This is a genomic window from Sporosarcina sp. So3-204, assembly GCF_058068165.1.
In genome coordinates this window covers 93,787-111,874 of the sequence record NZ_CM176485.1, presented here as the reverse complement: position 1 = coordinate 111,874, position 18,088 = coordinate 93,787, and the positions used below count along the sequence as shown (strand labels likewise).

The following is an 18,088-nucleotide window of genomic DNA, read 5'->3' as shown; positions in this document are numbered from 1 at the left end:
ATCTTAATAGTAATAACACTTAAATATTATTTCTTTTCAGTCATAAAAGTCATAACTACAAACAATGCAAAACTAATTAGCAGAACAGTTCCGCCAACGATATAAAAGATAAGTGAAAATGTGGGATTTATATCAAATGGTTTTAAGAACTGTAACCACATACCCGTCGTAAGACCGATCGATCCGATAATAGCAGACCAACCATGAAATGCCAATAGCTTTTTTGCACGTACTTTATAAATCTTGTAAAAGACACCCCACGAGAACATAGACAACCAACCAACTAGTAATATATGTGCATGAATTGGTTTAAAGGCATATGATCCAGACCCTGCCATATGTGAGCCTAGTACTGTACCTATTAAGCCAAATATTGCAGCCAGACGAATTAAGCGTAAACTCCATTTTTCTTGCATAATAAATTCCTCCCGTATTGTTCATATGATAATCCTATCTTAAATTCTCAATATGAACAGAGTATTAACTAGACATTACAACTTTGGTAAAGTCACAGTAAATTCAGTGCCTTTACCTTTGTTACTATTAACGATTATCTTTCCACCATGTAGCTTTACGACTTGGTGAACGATAGCAAGCCCTAGACCCGTTCCGCCTATTTTCTGAGTTCTTGAATTGTCTGCCCTATAAAAACGGTCGAAAATTCTTCCAAGGTTCTCTTCAGCAATCCCGATTCCATTGTCCTGTACTATTATCTCCACAACTTCCTCTTTATCTATTAGTTCAATTTCAATTATTCCGCCATTTTCTGTATATTTTAACGCATTTGACAATAAATTCTCCCATACTTTCTCAAGAAATGCCGGATTTCCAATTATTTGAACTTCCTCAATATCCATAGATAAAGTTAGTTCTTTCTCTTCAAGCAACCACCTATATTTTCGAATCGTTTCTTTTAATTGTTCATCTAGCCTAAACTCTTTGCTCTCAAACGGAGTTGATAATTGGTCCAACGAAGTCAAAAGCAAAAGCTGCTTTGTCAATAACGACAAACGTTCCGTCTCTGTTCGAATAACATTTGCATAATTTCTTTGACTTTCTTCTGGAAGATTACTTTCTAATAGAAGCTCCGAATAACCCTTTATATTGAGTAGAGGTGATTGAAAGTCATGTGACACATCGCTAATAAATTCCTTTCTAATACGATCATTCTCTCCTAATTTCTCAGTCATTCTTTGAAAACTTTTAGCTAATTGTCCAATTTCATCTCTGCGATTAATATGAAGTTTACCAGTAAATTTTTCCTCCCCAACCTTTTGTGTAGCAATGGTTAACTTTGAAATAGGTTTAATCATTTCTTTAGCTACAATCAACATAGCAATTAAGCTAACAACCGCCATAACCAGCACCATACCACCGAGAAGATAATGTACTTCTGTAAATAGCATTTTCACATCTGGTCTTAAGAAGAGTGCATAAACCTTTCCATTATGCTTAAAGGGTACCCCTACAGTATTCGCAAGTTCATCCGAAAAAAAACCAGTTACAAATGTCTCCCCTGGTAAATCTCTCATTCCATGATAAAGTTCTCCACCTAATACTTTATTCACAGATTCGTTTGAGAGATTATTTAAACGAAAGCTTTCACCATATAAAGTTGCTTGCTTGCTTTCGTCAACAATATATAACTTATAACCCGTTGCAGACTGCGTTTCTAAATACTTTTCAACATCAAGATCTTTTTCTTCTATAATAAACTGGCTAATACTTTTTGCGATATTCATATTCTTTTCATCATTTTGTCCTTTTAACTTCTGATGGTAAAATGTATTCATAGCTAAAAAAGCAAGTAGTCCACTTACAAACATTGTTGCAACTGTAATCACAACGAACTTTCCATATAACGACTTCATCATCTATCTTTCACCTCAAGTTTGTAGCCAACGCCACGCACAGTTGAAATTGTCACCTCTTCTGTTAAACGCTCTAGCTTATCCCTAACTCGTTTAATATGTACATTCAATGTCTGATCATCACCTTCATAATCATAGCCCCATACGCGCTCTAGTAGCATCTCACGTGTGAAAACCATGTTTACCTTAGAGGCCAGAATTGAAAGTAACTCAAACTCCTTTAAAGGAAGAAGCACTACTTTTTTACCGACAGACACCTCATAACTCTGTCTATTTACCTTTAACGGCCCGGCCTGTATAAAAACATCTACCGCCTTGTCATACCTACGAAGAATCGCATTAATCCGGAATAACAATTCCTTCGGTTCAAATGGCTTTACGACATAGTCATCTGAACCTGCTAGGAAACCTTTTTCTTTATCATCAAGTTCGCCCTTTGCTGTTAGTAATAAAACTGGTATGTCCGCTTCCGTACGAATCTTCCTTGTTAAGGTATAGCCATCCATACCAGGCATCATAATATCAACTACCGCAAGATCCGGTAGTTCTACACTTAACTTTTCAAGCGCTTCATAACCATTTGACGCCTTTATTACAGTGTAACCTGCCGACATCAATTGAATGCTAACAAGTTCCAATATATTTGGATCATCATCTACAACAAGTATATTCATATTTAACATCTCCTGTATAATTTGAGCTTAATTTTCATGGATTATTAATCGTCCTAGAAATCATCTTACCATTTATATAATAGTTATGAGTAATACTTATAACTTATTAGGTTTATTTTAGATTATTATTGATATTAAAAACACTTACTTTTATTTCCGCAAAGTCCACGTAAATCACGCAGATAATCTAGGATTCTTTTGGAATCCTAGATTTTTGCAGTGGGAAACCCCCAACTACTTTCGCACTGAAGAGAATAATTATTATTTAATTTAATCTTACGATAAAAAGGTATTTTTAAAAACAAAAAAAAGCCACTACCATTTAAGGTAATGACTTCTTCAGTGCTTGGCAACGTCCTACTCTTGCAGGGGGAAACCCCCAACTACCATCGGCGCTGAAGAGCTTAACTACCGTGTTCGAGATGGAAACGGGTGTGACCTCTTCGCTATCGCCACCAAACTGTATAGCCTTTTTAAGGTTATTAATAAATTATATCACCTTTAATGCAAATTGCAAGCATTATTTCGAAAGAAATTAATTGTTCTTTCAAAACTGAATAAAACAGATAATCTTCACAAATCAGGGGAATCAGCCCACTTGCTTCTTACGTTATTTGGTTAAGTCCTCGATCAATTAGTATCCGTCAGCTACATACGTCGCCGTACTTACACCCCGGACCTATCAACCTCATCATCTCTGAGGGATCTTACTTACTTGCGTAATGGGAAATCTCATCTCGAGGGGGGCTTCATGCTTAGATGCTTTCAGCATTTATCCCGTCCACACGTAGCTACCCAGCTATGCCTTTGGCAAGACAACTGGTACACCAGCGGTGTGTCCATCCCGGTCCTCTCGTACTAAGGACAGCTCCTCTCAAATTTCCTGCGCCCGCGACGGATAGGGACCGAACTGTCTCACGACGTTCTGAACCCAGCTCGCGTACCGCTTTAATGGGCGAACAGCCCAACCCTTGGGACCGACTACAGCCCCAGGATGCGATGAGCCGACATCGAGGTGCCAAACCTCCCCGTCGATGTGGACTCTTGGGGGAGATAAGCCTGTTATCCCCGGGGTAGCTTTTATCCGTTGAGCGATGGCCCTTCCATGCGGAACCACCGGATCACTAAGCCCGTCTTTCGACCCTGCTCGACTTGTAGGTCTCGCAGTTAAGCTCCCTTATGCCTTTGCACTCTGCGAATGATGTCCAACCATTCTGAGGGAACCTTTGGGCGCCTCCGTTACTCTTTAGGAGGCGACCGCCCCAGTCAAACTGTCCACCTGACACTGTCTCCTGCCCCGATAAGGGGCATGGGTTAGAAGTCCAATACAATCAGGGTAGTATCCCACCAACGCCTCCTCCGAAGCTAGCGCTCCGGATTCTAAGGCTCCTACCTATCCTGTACAGATTGCATCAGAATTCAATATCAGGTTACAGTAAAGCTCCACGGGGTCTTTCCGTCCTGTCGCGGGTAACCTGCATCTTCACAGGTACTATAATTTCACCGAGTCTCTCGTTGAGACAGTGCCCAGATCGTTACGCCTTTCGTGCGGGTCGGAACTTACCCGACAAGGAATTTCGCTACCTTAGGACCGTTATAGTTACGGCCGCCGTTTACTGGGGCTTCGGTTCAAAGCTTCGCTTGCGCTAACCTCTTCCCTTAACCTTCCAGCACCGGGCAGGCGTCAGCCCCTATACATCACCTTGCGGTTTTGCAGAGACCTGTGTTTTTGCTAAACAGTCGCCTGGGCCTATTCACTGCGGCTCTCTCGGGCTTTAACACCCTACCAGAGCACCCCTTCTCCCGAAGTTACGGGGTCATTTTGCCGAGTTCCTTAACGAGAGTTCTCTCGATCACCTTAGGATTCTCTCCTCGCCTACCTGTGTCGGTTTGCGGTACGGGCACCTCCCGCCTCGTTAGAGGCTTTTCTTGGCAGTGTGAAATCAGGGACTCCAGGGAATAATTCCCCTCGCCATCACAGCTCAATGTTATAGAAATGGGATTTGCCTCATTTCACACCTCACTGCTTAGACGCGCATAACCAACAGCGCGCTCACCCTATCCTACTGCGTCCCCCCATTACTCAAACGGCGGGGAGGTGGTACAGGAATATCAACCTGTTATCCATCGTCTACGCCTTTCGGCCTCAACTTAGGTCCCGACTAACCCTGAGCGGACGAGCCTTCCTCAGGAAACCTTGGGCATTCGGTGGAAGGGATTCTCACCCTTCTTTCGCTACTCATACCGGCATTCTCACTTCTAGGCGCTCCACTAGTCCTTACGGTCTAACTTCGACGCCCCTAGAACGCTCTCCTACCACTCACATCTAAGATGTAAGTCCACAGTTTCGGTGCTCTGTTTAGCCCCGATACATTTTCGGCGCAGCGCCACTCGACCAGTGAGCTATTACGCACTCTTTAAATGGTGGCTGCTTCTAAGCCAACATCCTGGTTGTCTGGGCAACGCCACATCCTTTTCCACTTAACAGAGACTTGGGGACCTTAACTGGTGGTCTGGGTTGTTTCCCTCTCGACTATGAATCTTATCACCCACAGTCTGACTCCCAAACATAAATCATCGGCATTCGGAGTTTGTCTGAATTCGGTAACCCGGGATGGGCCCCTAGTCCAAACAGTGCTCTACCTCCGAGATTCTAAAGTTTGAGGCTAGCCCTAAAGCTATTTCGGAGAGAACCAGCTATCTCCAGGTTCGATTGGAATTTCACCGCTACCCACACCTCATCCCCGCATTTTTCAACATACGTGGGTTCGGGCCTCCAGTAAGTATTACCTTACCTTCACCCTGGACATGGGTAGATCACCTGGTTTCGGGTCTACGACCTCATACTAATTCGCCCTATTAAGACTCGCTTTCGCTGCGGCTCCGCATTCTCTGCTTAACCTTGCATGAAATCAGTAACTCGCCGGTTCATTCTACAAAAGGCACGCCATCACCCGTGACTCTCCCGAAGGAAAGTCAACAAGGGCTCTGACTACTTGTAGGCACACGGTTTCAGGATCTATTTCACTCCCCTTCCGGGGTGCTTTTCACCTTTCCCTCACGGTACTGGTTCACTATCGGTCACTAGGAAGTATTTAGCCTTGGGAGATGGTCCTCCCGGATTCCGACGGAATTTCACGTGTTCCGCCGTACTCAGGATACATGCTGGAGAGAATGAACTTTCGACTACGGGGCTATTACCCGCTACGGCGGACCTTTCCAGGTCGCTTCGCCTAATCCATTCCTTTGTAACTCCGTATAGCATGTCCTACAACCCCAGGAAGCAAGCTTCCTGGTTTGGGCTGTTCCCTTTTCGCTCGCCGCTACTCAGGGAATCGATTTTTCTTTCTCTTCCTCCGGGTACTTAGATGTTTCAGTTCTCCGGGTTTGTCTCGATTACGCTATGTATTCACGTAAACGTACTACTCCATTACGAGCAGTGGGTTTCCCCATTCGGAAATCTTCGGATCAAAGCTCACTTACAGCTCCCCGAAGCATATCGGTGTTAGTGCCGTCCTTCATAGACTCCTAGTGCCAAGGCATCCACCGTGCGCCCTTTCTAACTTAACCAAAAAATAGGTCTTAACGTCGCATTGCGTCGCTAATTCTTATCTTTTAAATAAACGTAATCTTACAGCGATGTAAAAATCTACGTTTCGTAAAAAGGTCGTTCTTTAAAATAAACAAAAACATGTTTATCATAGATAAACGAAGTTCTGTTTATCTTGGTTGATTCTTGATTTGTTTCAATTATTGTTTTATCCAGTTTTCAAAGAACAAAAATACCCCAAGTGGAGTAAGTTGGTGGAGCCTAGCGGGATCGAACCGCTGACCTCCTGCGTGCAAGGCAGGCGCTCTCCCAGCTGAGCTAAGGCCCCGAAAGAAATTAATGGTGGGCCTAAATGGACTCGAACCATCGACCTCACGCTTATCAGGCGTGCGCTCTAACCAGCTGAGCTATAGGCCCCTTCAAATAATTATGTGCAAGATTTGAATTATTATTAGTAACCACAAAGTTCAAAACAGGTGTAGCTTATTTGTTAAGATATCGTATACGCTAAGCGTATTCCGGCAGTACATTTCCGATTGAACCCTCGAAAATTGCCTCAATATCAAAACGCTGTTTTGATTAGTATTTATGGACGATTAGTTAAGCAAAAAACGCTTAATTAATCTTTAATAAACCTTCAAAACTGAACGCAAAACGTCGATTTTCCGTATGCCTAGCTTTCATACACCAAAGGTGTAATCCGACTATGGACATATATCCTTAGAAAGGAGGTGATCCAGCCGCACCTTCCGATACGGCTACCTTGTTACGACTTCACCCCAATCATCTGTCCCACCTTCGGCGGCTGGCTCCCCTAAGGGTTACCTCACCGACTTCGGGTGTTACAAACTCTCGTGGTGTGACGGGCGGTGTGTACAAGACCCGGGAACGTATTCACCGTGGCATGCTGATCCACGATTACTAGCGATTCCGGCTTCATGCAGGCGAGTTGCAGCCTGCAATCCGAACTGTGAACGGTTTTATGGGATTAGCTCCCCCTCGCGGGTTGGCGACCCTCTGTACCGTCCATTGTAGCACGTGTGTAGCCCAGGTCATAAGGGGCATGATGATTTGACGTCATCCCCACCTTCCTCCGGTTTATCACCGGCAGTCACCTTAGAGTGCCCAACTTAATGATGGCAACTAAGATCAAGGGTTGCGCTCGTTGCGGGACTTAACCCAACATCTCACGACACGAGCTGACGACAACCATGCACCACCTGTCACCACTGTCCCCGAAGGGAAAAGTATATCTCTATACCGGGCAGTGGGATGTCAAGACCTGGTAAGGTTCTTCGCGTAGCTTCGAATTAAACCACATGCTCCACCGCTTGTGCGGGTCCCCGTCAATTCCTTTGAGTTTCAGCCTTGCGGCCGTACTCCCCAGGCGGAGTGCTTAATGCGTTAGCTGCAGCACTAAGGGGCGGAAACCCCCTAACACTTAGCACTCATCGTTTACGGCGTGGACTACCAGGGTATCTAATCCTGTTTGCTCCCCACGCTTTCGCGCCTCAGCGTCAGTTACAGACCAGAAAGCCGCCTTCGCCACTGGTGTTCCTCCACATCTCTACGCATTTCACCGCTACACGTGGAATTCCGCTTTCCTCTTCTGTACTCAAGCCTATCAGTTTCCAATGACCTTCCCCGGTTGAGCCGGGGGCTTTCACATCAGACTTAACAGGCCGCCTGCGCGCGCTTTACGCCCAATAATTCCGGACAACGCTTGCCACCTACGTATTACCGCGGCTGCTGGCACGTAGTTAGCCGTGGCTTTCTAATAAGGTACCGTCAAGGTACGGGCAGTTACTCCCGTACGTGTTCTTCCCTTACAACAGAGCTTTACGATCCGAAAACCTTCTTCGCTCACGCGGCATTGCTCCATCAGACTTTCGTCCATTGTGGAAGATTCCCTACTGCTGCCTCCCGTAGGAGTCTGGGCCGTGTCTCAGTCCCAGTGTGGCCGATCACCCTCTCAGGTCGGCTACGCATCGTTGCCTTGGTAGGCCATTACCCCACCAACTAGCTAATGCGCCGCGGGCCCATCCTGCAGTGACAGCCGAAACCGTCTTTCAGAGTTCGTCCATGCGGACGAACTGATTATTCGGTATTAGCCCCGGTTTCCCGGAGTTATCCCCATCTGCAGGGCAGGTTGCCCACGTGTTACTCACCCATCCGCCGCTAACAAAATTTGAAGCAAGCTCCAAATTTCGTTCGCTCGACTTGCATGTATTAGGCATGCCGCCAGCGTTCGTCCTGAGCCAGGATCAAACTCTCCATAATAGTTGACTTCCAATACACTTCGCATAGCGTTATGCACCAAAGGCCAACAACATAAAGAAAATGAAAGCTCATTTCTTTTTGCTGGCATTAATAGTTGTAGCGTTAACTACTTCTATTGAATGACAATTTTGTTTCATATAGAAACGTTTATACTCAAGTGCGCCGAAGCGTCCTGAGTTGTTAATCATATCGTGTAAACACGAATGACTTATATCGACGTTTTGCTGTTCAGTTTTCAAGGTTCATAAGGTGGAGCCTAGCGGGATCGAACCGCTGACCTCCTGCGTGCAAGGCAGGCGCTCTCCCAGCTGAGCTAAGGCCCCATATTTAAAGATCGGGAAGACAGGATTCGAACCTGCGACCCCTTGGTCCCAAACCAAGTGCTCTACCAAGCTGAGCTACTTCCCGATTATAAGACAAATAAAATTATGGCGCGCCCGGCAGAAGTCGAATCCACAACCTTCTGATCCGTAGTCAGACGCTCTATCCAATTGAGCTACGGGCGCATATAAAAAACGGTATAAAACGGAATATAAAAAACTCTATAAAAAATGGTGCCGAGAACCGGAATCGAACCGGTACGGTAGTTACCCACCGCAGGATTTTAAGTCCTGTGCGTCTGCCAGTTCCGCCACCCCGGCAAATAAATATATGGAGCGGAAGACGGGATTCGAACCCGCGACCCCGACCTTGGCAAGGTCGTATTCTACCACTGAACTACTTCCGCAATAAAAGTGCGGGTGAAGGGAGTCGAACCCCCACGCCCGAAGGCACTAGATCCTAAGTCTAGCGTGTCTGCCAGTTCCACCACACCCGCATAATGTATTTATGACGAATACTATAAGTCATAAAATAGTGTGCCATGTAGGATTCGAACCTACGACCCTCTGATTAAAAGTCAGATGCTCTACCAACTGAGCTAATGGCACAAAAGTGGTGCCGGAGAAAGGACTTGAACCCTCAACCTACTGATTACAAGTCAGTTGCTCTACCAGTTGAGCTACTCCGGCGTCGATTAAATAATGGTGGAGGATGACGGGCTCGAACCGCCGACCCCCTGCTTGTAAGGCAGGTGCTCTCCCAGCTGAGCTAATCCTCCTGGGTATAATTTAGATGTTATAAGCTACTGAATCATTTTAAGTCCTATTGCTATGTAATAAATATTACAAGCATGGCAACGTCCTACTCTTGCAGGGGGAAACCCCCAACTACCATCGGCGCTGAAGAGCTTAACTACCGTGTTCGAGATGGGAACGGGTGTGACCTCTTCGCTATCGCCACCATACTTATAAAGTCTTTTAAGGACATTATTCATTATATCATTTTTAATGCAAATTGCAAGCATTATTTTGAAAGAAATTAATTGTTCTTTCAAAACTGAATAAAACAGATAATCTTCACAAATCAGGGGAATCAGCCCACTTACTTCTTACGTTATTTGGTTAAGTCCTCGATCAATTAGTATCCGTCAGCTACATACGTCGCCGTACTTACACCCCGGACCTATCAACCTCATCATCTCTGAGGGATCTTACTTACTTGCGTAATGGGAAATCTCATCTCGAGGGGGGCTTCATGCTTAGATGCTTTCAGCATTTATCCCGTCCACACGTAGCTACCCAGCTATGCCTTTGGCAAGACAACTGGTACACCAGCGGTGTGTCCATCCCGGTCCTCTCGTACTAAGGACAGCTCCTCTCAAATTTCCTGCGCCCGCGACGGATAGGGACCGAACTGTCTCACGACGTTCTGAACCCAGCTCGCGTACCGCTTTAATGGGCGAACAGCCCAACCCTTGGGACCGACTACAGCCCCAGGATGCGATGAGCCGACATCGAGGTGCCAAACCTCCCCGTCGATGTGGACTCTTGGGGGAGATAAGCCTGTTATCCCCGGGGTAGCTTTTATCCGTTGAGCGATGGCCCTTCCATGCGGAACCACCGGATCACTAAGCCCGTCTTTCGACCCTGCTCGACTTGTAGGTCTCGCAGTTAAGCTCCCTTATGCCTTTGCACTCTGCGAATGATGTCCAACCATTCTGAGGGAACCTTTGGGCGCCTCCGTTACTCTTTAGGAGGCGACCGCCCCAGTCAAACTGTCCACCTGACACTGTCTCCTGCCCCGATAAGGGGCATGGGTTAGAAGTCCAATACAATCAGGGTAGTATCCCACCAACGCCTCCTCCGAAGCTAGCGCTCCGGATTCTAAGGCTCCTACCTATCCTGTACAGATTGCATCAGAATTCAATATCAGGTTACAGTAAAGCTCCACGGGGTCTTTCCGTCCTGTCGCGGGTAACCTGCATCTTCACAGGTACTATAATTTCACCGAGTCTCTCGTTGAGACAGTGCCCAGATCGTTACGCCTTTCGTGCGGGTCGGAACTTACCCGACAAGGAATTTCGCTACCTTAGGACCGTTATAGTTACGGCCGCCGTTTACTGGGGCTTCGGTTCAAAGCTTCGCTTGCGCTAACCTCTTCCCTTAACCTTCCAGCACCGGGCAGGCGTCAGCCCCTATACATCACCTTGCGGTTTTGCAGAGACCTGTGTTTTTGCTAAACAGTCGCCTGGGCCTATTCACTGCGGCTCTCTCGGGCTTTAACACCCTACCAGAGCACCCCTTCTCCCGAAGTTACGGGGTCATTTTGCCGAGTTCCTTAACGAGAGTTCTCTCGATCACCTTAGGATTCTCTCCTCGCCTACCTGTGTCGGTTTGCGGTACGGGCACCTCCCGCCTCGTTAGAGGCTTTTCTTGGCAGTGTGAAATCAGGGACTCCAGGGAATAATTCCCCTCGCCATCACAGCTCAATGTTATAGAAATGGGATTTGCCTCATTTCACACCTCACTGCTTAGACGCGCATAACCAACAGCGCGCTCACCCTATCCTACTGCGTCCCCCCATTACTCAAACGGCGGGGAGGTGGTACAGGAATATCAACCTGTTATCCATCGTCTACGCCTTTCGGCCTCAACTTAGGTCCCGACTAACCCTGAGCGGACGAGCCTTCCTCAGGAAACCTTGGGCATTCGGTGGAAGGGATTCTCACCCTTCTTTCGCTACTCATACCGGCATTCTCACTTCTAGGCGCTCCACTAGTCCTTACGGTCTAACTTCGACGCCCCTAGAACGCTCTCCTACCACTCACATCTAAGATGTAAGTCCACAGTTTCGGTGCTCTGTTTAGCCCCGATACATTTTCGGCGCAGCGCCACTCGACCAGTGAGCTATTACGCACTCTTTAAATGGTGGCTGCTTCTAAGCCAACATCCTGGTTGTCTGGGCAACGCCACATCCTTTTCCACTTAACAGAGACTTGGGGACCTTAACTGGTGGTCTGGGTTGTTTCCCTCTCGACTATGAATCTTATCACCCACAGTCTGACTCCCAAACATAAATCATCGGCATTCGGAGTTTGTCTGAATTCGGTAACCCGGGATGGGCCCCTAGTCCAAACAGTGCTCTACCTCCGAGATTCTAAAGTTTGAGGCTAGCCCTAAAGCTATTTCGGAGAGAACCAGCTATCTCCAGGTTCGATTGGAATTTCACCGCTACCCACACCTCATCCCCGCATTTTTCAACATACGTGGGTTCGGGCCTCCAGTAAGTATTACCTTACCTTCACCCTGGACATGGGTAGATCACCTGGTTTCGGGTCTACGACCTCATACTAATTCGCCCTATTAAGACTCGCTTTCGCTGCGGCTCCGCATTCTCTGCTTAACCTTGCATGAAATCAGTAACTCGCCGGTTCATTCTACAAAAGGCACGCCATCACCCGTGACTCTCCCGAAGGAAAGTCAACAAGGGCTCTGACTACTTGTAGGCACACGGTTTCAGGATCTATTTCACTCCCCTTCCGGGGTGCTTTTCACCTTTCCCTCACGGTACTGGTTCACTATCGGTCACTAGGAAGTATTTAGCCTTGGGAGATGGTCCTCCCGGATTCCGACGGAATTTCACGTGTTCCGCCGTACTCAGGATACATGCTGGAGAGAATGAACTTTCGACTACGGGGCTATTACCCGCTACGGCGGACCTTTCCAGGTCGCTTCGCCTAATCCATTCCTTTGTAACTCCGTATAGCATGTCCTACAACCCCAGGAAGCAAGCTTCCTGGTTTGGGCTGTTCCCTTTTCGCTCGCCGCTACTCAGGGAATCGATTTTTCTTTCTCTTCCTCCGGGTACTTAGATGTTTCAGTTCTCCGGGTTTGTCTCGATTACGCTATGTATTCACGTAAACGTACTACTCCATTACGAGCAGTGGGTTTCCCCATTCGGAAATCTTCGGATCAAAGCTCACTTACAGCTCCCCGAAGCATATCGGTGTTAGTGCCGTCCTTCATAGACTCCTAGTGCCAAGGCATCCACCGTGCGCCCTTTCTAACTTAACCAAAAAATAGGTCTTAACGTCGCATTGCGTCGCTAATTCTTATCTTTTAAATAAACGTGATCTTACAGCGATGTAAAAATCTACGTTTCGTAAAAAGGTCGTTCTTTAAAATAAACAAAGTTCTGTTTATCATAGATAAACGAAGTTCTGTTTATCTTGGTTGATTCTTGATTTGTTTCAATTATTGTTTTATCCAGTTTTCAAAGAACAAGTTTTGAATTATTATTAGTATCCATAAAGACACAAAAAAATGGTTTTATGGCCGATTAATTAAGCGAAGCTTAATTAATCTTTAATAAACCTTCAAAACTGAACGCAAAACGTCGATTTTCCGTATGCCTAGCTTTCATACACCAAAGGTGTAATCCAACTATGGACATATATCCTTAGAAAGGAGGTGATCCAGCCGCACCTTCCGATACGGCTACCTTGTTACGACTTCACCCCAATCATCTGTCCCACCTTCGGCGGCTGGCTCCCCTAAGGGTTACCTCACCGACTTCGGGTGTTACAAACTCTCGTGGTGTGACGGGCGGTGTGTACAAGACCCGGGAACGTATTCACCGTGGCATGCTGATCCACGATTACTAGCGATTCCGGCTTCATGCAGGCGAGTTGCAGCCTGCAATCCGAACTGTGAACGGTTTTATGGGATTAGCTCCCCCTCGCGGGTTGGCGACCCTCTGTACCGTCCATTGTAGCACGTGTGTAGCCCAGGTCATAAGGGGCATGATGATTTGACGTCATCCCCACCTTCCTCCGGTTTATCACCGGCAGTCACCTTAGAGTGCCCAACTTAATGATGGCAACTAAGATCAAGGGTTGCGCTCGTTGCGGGACTTAACCCAACATCTCACGACACGAGCTGACGACAACCATGCACCACCTGTCACCACTGTCCCCGAAGGGAAAAGTATATCTCTATACCGGGCAGTGGGATGTCAAGACCTGGTAAGGTTCTTCGCGTAGCTTCGAATTAAACCACATGCTCCACCGCTTGTGCGGGTCCCCGTCAATTCCTTTGAGTTTCAGCCTTGCGGCCGTACTCCCCAGGCGGAGTGCTTAATGCGTTAGCTGCAGCACTAAGGGGCGGAAACCCCCTAACACTTAGCACTCATCGTTTACGGCGTGGACTACCAGGGTATCTAATCCTGTTTGCTCCCCACGCTTTCGCGCCTCAGCGTCAGTTACAGACCAGAAAGCCGCCTTCGCCACTGGTGTTCCTCCACATCTCTACGCATTTCACCGCTACACGTGGAATTCCGCTTTCCTCTTCTGTACTCAAGCCTATCAGTTTCCAATGACCTTCCCCGGTTGAGCCGGGGGCTTTCACATCAGACTTAACAGGCCGCCTGCGCGCGCTTTACGCCCAATAATTCCGGACAACGCTTGCCACCTACGTATTACCGCGGCTGCTGGCACGTAGTTAGCCGTGGCTTTCTAATAAGGTACCGTCAAGGTACGGGCAGTTACTCCCGTACGTGTTCTTCCCTTACAACAGAGCTTTACGATCCGAAAACCTTCTTCGCTCACGCGGCATTGCTCCATCAGACTTTCGTCCATTGTGGAAGATTCCCTACTGCTGCCTCCCGTAGGAGTCTGGGCCGTGTCTCAGTCCCAGTGTGGCCGATCACCCTCTCAGGTCGGCTACGCATCGTTGCCTTGGTAGGCCATTACCCCACCAACTAGCTAATGCGCCGCGGGCCCATCCTGCAGTGACAGCCGAAACCGTCTTTCAGAGTTCGTCCATGCGGACGAACTGATTATTCGGTATTAGCCCCGGTTTCCCGGAGTTATCCCCATCTGCAGGGCAGGTTGCCCACGTGTTACTCACCCATCCGCCGCTAACAAACTTTGAAGCAAGCTCCAAAGTTTGTTCGCTCGACTTGCATGTATTAGGCATGCCGCCAGCGTTCGTCCTGAGCCAGGATCAAACTCTCCATAATACTGGCTAGCCGATACGCAGCACATTGCGTTGTCAACTTCTCTCACTTAGTCAGTCACGTACTAATGTACGCTCCTTCCTTCGCTCAATCGTTTCCTAGCACTGCACTACGTCTCGACCGCCAGAACAAGAAGAAAATGAAAGCTCATTTCTTTTTGCTGGCATTAATAGTTGTAGCGTTAACTACATCTATTGAATGACAATTTTGTTTCATATAGAAACATTTATACTCAAGTGCGCCGAAGCGTCCTGAGTTTTTGATTATACCATGTAAACATGGATAATCTTTGTTAATCATATCGTGTAAACACGAATGACTTATATCGACGTTTTGCTGTTCAGTTTTCAAGGTTCATAACAGAGGAAGCGTTTCGTGTTCCTCTTTTTCGTATAATGCCGTTTCGCAACAGCAACTCTTATATCATAACATGCTTTATTCACCGTGTCAACAACTAATTTCAATTTCTTTTTCGTTGTTTAAGTGGTTGTATCGGCAACGTCATTAAATATAACATGTCTCTTTTAGAAATGCAACATTAAATTTAAAAAGAGTTTAGTTTACTTTCTAATCAAGTATAAAAAAACATACAAACCCTTTGGTATGAAGGGTTTGTATGTCCATTAACTCATTAATCTTTATTGCGCATTTGTGGAAAGAGGAGAATATCTCTTATTGAAGGTGCATTCGTTAAAAGCATTACAAGACGATCTATTCCGATACCTAGCCCACCTGTAGGCGGCAAACCATATTCTAAAGCTTCAATAAAGTCCTCGTCCATTTCATGTGCTTCGTCATTACCTTGTTCTTTTTCTACTAGTTGTGCTTCAAAACGTTCACGTTGATCAATAGGATCATTGAGTTCTGTGAATGCATTAGCGTGTTCACGTCGTACTATGAACAATTCAAAACGATCTGTAAAGCGTCCATCTTCTGGATTTTTCTTCGCTAAAGGAGAAATTTCCACTGGATGCCCAAATATAAATGTAGGTTGTACCAGTTCTTCTTCTACTTTTTGTTCAAAGAACTCATTTAGCACATGACCAACTTCCATAGCCGCAGTAACATCTACCCCGTGTTCCTTAGCAAGTGCTTGCGCTTCCTCTTTAGACATTTCATTCCAGAAGTTAACGCCTGTATATTCTTTTACAGCATCAGCCATATGCAGTCGTTTCCAACCAGGAGCCAAGTTAATGATGTCGTCTCCATATGTTACTTCCATAGTACCTAAAACTTCTTGTGCGATATGCGCAATCAAGTTTTCAGTTAAAGCCATGATGTCGTTATAATCAGCGTATGCTTCATAAAGCTCAATCATTGTAAATTCAGGGTTATGACGTGTTGAGATTCCTTCATTACGGAATACACGACCGATTTCATATACCTTTTCAAGTCCACCTACAATTAATCGTTTCAAATGGAGTTCAATTGCAATACGCATGTAAAGCTCCATATCCAATGTATTATGGTGCGTAATGAAAGGACGTGCAGCCGCACCACCCGGAATAGAGTGCAACATTGGTGTTTCGACTTCTAAAAATCCTTGGTCATCTAAGTAGCGACGCATTGATTGAATGATTTTACTTCTAAGTACAAATTTTTCCTGACTACCTTCTGTAGTTATCAAGTCAAGATAACGCTGACGATAGCGTTGCTCTACATCCTGAAGACCGTGGAATTTTTCAGGTAACGGACGAAGCGCCTTCGTTAAAAACGTAAACTCTTTTACTTTAATAGAGAGTTCTCCAACCTTCGTTTTAAAAACTGTTCCAGATACACCTATGATATCGCCAAGGTCTATTGTTTTATAAAGACTGTATGCTTCTTCACCAATTGCATCTTGTCTAACATAAATTTGTATTTGACCCCCAAAGTCTTGTATGTGCGCAAAACCAGCTTTTCCTTTGCCGCGATTTGTCATAACACGACCCGCTACGGTTACTTCATATGATGCTTCTTCAAGATCCTCTTTTGTTAATGCATCATATTCACTATGGATTGCATTAGATAGATGTGTCCGTTCAAATCTTGAACCAAACGGATCTAGGCCACTTTCTCTTATATCTGACATCTTCTGGCGTCTCACCAGAAGCTGATCATTTAATTCATCAAGATGGGACATTTGTGACACTCCTTATTTTATATAATTACTATTTTCTATTGTACACAAAAAAAAGAGTTACCACAACGAGTGGCAACCCCTTTCTATTTGAGCTAGACAGTACTTACGTCTAGTAGCCCACAGCCTTGTTCCATTACTTCTTAGACAAAAGTATTATAAAGATTCGTAAATTGATCCCTAATCTCTGTTGAATCAATAAATTCCCAAACCTTTTCTTTGCCATGTATTCCTTCACAGTAAATCTGAATGCAGAATTATTAATTCCAACCATAGATGCCATAACGACTTTGTTATCCATTGAAGTGTTACTGATATTAAAAGGTTTGCTCTTTAAATCAATCGCTTTACTTCGCCCATCAAAGTATACAAATACAAAAACCTATTTTAGTAATCCTTCGACCCCATTACTTTTCTTCCACAACACAACGCCCTCATCTTTAACTACAGACCTATCTGAATACGACTCGCCATTTAATGGATCCGTAACTATTGGGTTAATTTCAAGCAAAGGAATTAAAACAAACGCACGCTCATGCATACGTGGATGTGGTATCAATAAATTCTCTGTTTCAATATTATCTTGATTATAAAGTAAAATGTCTAGATCTACTGTCCTTGGACCCCACCTAATATCCCGGACTCGCCCCTGACCTTTTTCAACGTTCTGACAGATAGTTAGCAATTCCTGCGCTACTAAGTTAGTTTTCACGAAAACCACTAAATTTAAAAATTCCGCCTGATCTGTATAACCAATTGGCGCAGTTTCATAAATTGAAGAAACCTCGAGAACATTTATAGCTTCGTGCGAATGAAGTGCACGAACCGCTTCGGTTAAATGATGGAGTCTATCCCCAATATTTGAGCCTATCGAAATATATGACGCGTTCAAACGAAGCGCCCCCTTGTAATATCTACCGCTACTGACGCGTAATGGCCCGGAATTGGTGGATCAGGCTTAATGAGCACAATGCGAACCCCGTAAACTTTCCCCTTAAATACTTCTAATAAGTATTCTGCCATTTTTTCAGCCACTGTTTCGATAAGTTTAAAAGGTGCACCCTCAACGATTGATTGGCAAATCATAAAGACTTCTGCATAGTTCACAGTTTTATCCAAATCATCCGTTGTGCCCGCAACCGACAAATCAGTAGCCAGCGATACCGTTACACGAAAGCGCTGCCCGAGTTTTGTTTCCTCCGCTAGCGCACCATGATAACCATAAAACGCCATTTCGTTTAAATGAATATAATCCATA

At 45.5% G+C, this 18,088-nt stretch carries 6 protein-coding genes, 11 tRNA genes and 6 rRNA genes; all 23 read right to left on the bottom strand.

Going from position 1 to position 18,088, the window contains the following annotated elements; genetic code table 11:
* Positions 1 to 26 precede the first annotated feature (26 nt).
* A complete protein-coding gene (locus AC3RV6_RS00545; RefSeq protein WP_489747542.1) occupies positions 27 to 416 on the bottom strand; it encodes a hypothetical protein in 390 nt (129 codons plus the stop codon).
* A gap of 75 nt (positions 417 to 491) precedes the next feature.
* Positions 492 to 1,874 carry a sensor histidine kinase gene (locus AC3RV6_RS00540; RefSeq protein ID WP_489747541.1) on the bottom strand — a complete coding sequence of 461 codons (1,383 nt, stop codon included), beginning with the start codon at positions 1,872 to 1,874 and terminating at the stop codon, positions 492 to 494.
* On the bottom strand, positions 1,871 to 2,545 hold the full coding sequence (locus tag AC3RV6_RS00535; RefSeq protein WP_489747540.1) for a response regulator transcription factor: 675 nt from the start codon (positions 2,543 to 2,545) through the stop codon (positions 1,871 to 1,873). Before AC3RV6_RS00535 ends, AC3RV6_RS00540 begins: the two co-directional genes overlap by 4 nt.
* A gap of 344 nt (positions 2,546 to 2,889) precedes the next feature.
* Positions 2,890 to 3,005, bottom strand: a 5S ribosomal RNA gene (rrf, locus tag AC3RV6_RS00530).
* A 154-nt stretch (positions 3,006 to 3,159) separates the two neighbouring features.
* A 23S ribosomal RNA gene (locus tag AC3RV6_RS00525) occupies positions 3,160 to 6,115 on the bottom strand.
* 232 nt (positions 6,116 to 6,347) lie between these two features.
* Positions 6,348 to 6,423, bottom strand: a tRNA-Ala gene (locus AC3RV6_RS00520).
* Positions 6,424 to 6,435: 12 nt separating this feature from the next.
* Positions 6,436 to 6,512 (bottom strand) — tRNA-Ile (locus AC3RV6_RS00515).
* Between the two features lie 307 nt (positions 6,513 to 6,819).
* Positions 6,820 to 8,375, bottom strand: a 16S ribosomal RNA gene (locus AC3RV6_RS00510).
* A gap of 250 nt (positions 8,376 to 8,625) precedes the next feature.
* A tRNA-Ala gene (locus AC3RV6_RS00505) sits at positions 8,626 to 8,698 on the bottom strand.
* A gap of 11 nt (positions 8,699 to 8,709) precedes the next feature.
* Positions 8,710 to 8,783, bottom strand: a tRNA-Pro gene (locus tag AC3RV6_RS00500).
* A gap of 21 nt (positions 8,784 to 8,804) precedes the next feature.
* Positions 8,805 to 8,881 (bottom strand) — tRNA-Arg (locus tag AC3RV6_RS00495).
* Between the two features lie 46 nt (positions 8,882 to 8,927).
* A tRNA-Leu gene (locus AC3RV6_RS00490) sits at positions 8,928 to 9,016 on the bottom strand.
* 11 nt (positions 9,017 to 9,027) lie between these two features.
* A tRNA-Gly gene (locus AC3RV6_RS00485) sits at positions 9,028 to 9,102 on the bottom strand.
* 8 nt (positions 9,103 to 9,110) lie between these two features.
* Positions 9,111 to 9,192: transfer RNA gene (locus tag AC3RV6_RS00480), tRNA-Leu, on the bottom strand.
* Between the two features lie 39 nt (positions 9,193 to 9,231).
* A tRNA-Lys gene (locus tag AC3RV6_RS00475) sits at positions 9,232 to 9,304 on the bottom strand.
* A 5-nt stretch (positions 9,305 to 9,309) separates the two neighbouring features.
* A tRNA-Thr gene (locus tag AC3RV6_RS00470) sits at positions 9,310 to 9,385 on the bottom strand.
* Between the two features lie 13 nt (positions 9,386 to 9,398).
* A tRNA-Val gene (locus AC3RV6_RS00465) sits at positions 9,399 to 9,474 on the bottom strand.
* A gap of 70 nt (positions 9,475 to 9,544) precedes the next feature.
* Positions 9,545 to 9,660: ribosomal RNA gene (gene rrf / locus AC3RV6_RS00460) — 5S ribosomal RNA — on the bottom strand.
* Between the two features lie 153 nt (positions 9,661 to 9,813).
* Positions 9,814 to 12,769: ribosomal RNA gene (locus AC3RV6_RS00455) — 23S ribosomal RNA — on the bottom strand.
* A 389-nt stretch (positions 12,770 to 13,158) separates the two neighbouring features.
* Positions 13,159 to 14,714: ribosomal RNA gene (locus AC3RV6_RS00450) — 16S ribosomal RNA — on the bottom strand.
* Together the 16S, 23S and 5S rRNA genes with 11 tRNA genes alongside form the textbook arrangement of a ribosomal RNA operon.
* 628 nt (positions 14,715 to 15,342) lie before the next feature.
* On the bottom strand, positions 15,343 to 16,833 hold the full coding sequence (gene lysS, locus AC3RV6_RS00445) for a lysine--tRNA ligase (RefSeq protein ID WP_489747539.1): 1,491 nt from the start codon (positions 16,831 to 16,833) through the stop codon (positions 15,343 to 15,345).
* 379 nt (positions 16,834 to 17,212) lie between these two features.
* Entirely contained in the window at positions 17,213 to 17,722 is a 510-nt protein-coding gene (gene folK / locus AC3RV6_RS00440; protein ID WP_489747538.1) for a 2-amino-4-hydroxy-6-hydroxymethyldihydropteridine diphosphokinase, read from the bottom strand.
* Positions 17,719 to 18,087 (bottom strand): dihydroneopterin aldolase, encoded by a 369-nt coding sequence (gene folB / locus AC3RV6_RS00435; protein WP_489747537.1) that lies wholly within the window; start codon positions 18,085 to 18,087, stop codon positions 17,719 to 17,721. The genes folK and folB overlap by 4 nt, the downstream gene beginning before the upstream one ends.
* Between the last annotated feature and the right edge of the window lies 1 nt (position 18,088).

Coding starts and splice junctions, on each gene's coding strand:
- AC3RV6_RS00545 (WP_489747542.1), bottom strand. CDS start 416: ATGCAAGAAAAATGGAGTTTACGCTTAATTCGTCTGGCTGCAATATTT.
- AC3RV6_RS00540 (WP_489747541.1), bottom strand. CDS start 1,874: ATGATGAAGTCGTTATATGGAAAGTTCGTTGTGATTACAGTTGCAACA.
- AC3RV6_RS00535 (WP_489747540.1), bottom strand. CDS start 2,545: ATGAATATACTTGTTGTAGATGATGATCCAAATATATTGGAACTTGTT.
- lysS (WP_489747539.1), bottom strand. CDS start 16,833: ATGTCCCATCTTGATGAATTAAATGATCAGCTTCTGGTGAGACGCCAG.
- folB (WP_489747537.1), bottom strand. CDS start 18,087: ATGGATTATATTCATTTAAACGAAATGGCGTTTTATGGTTATCATGGT.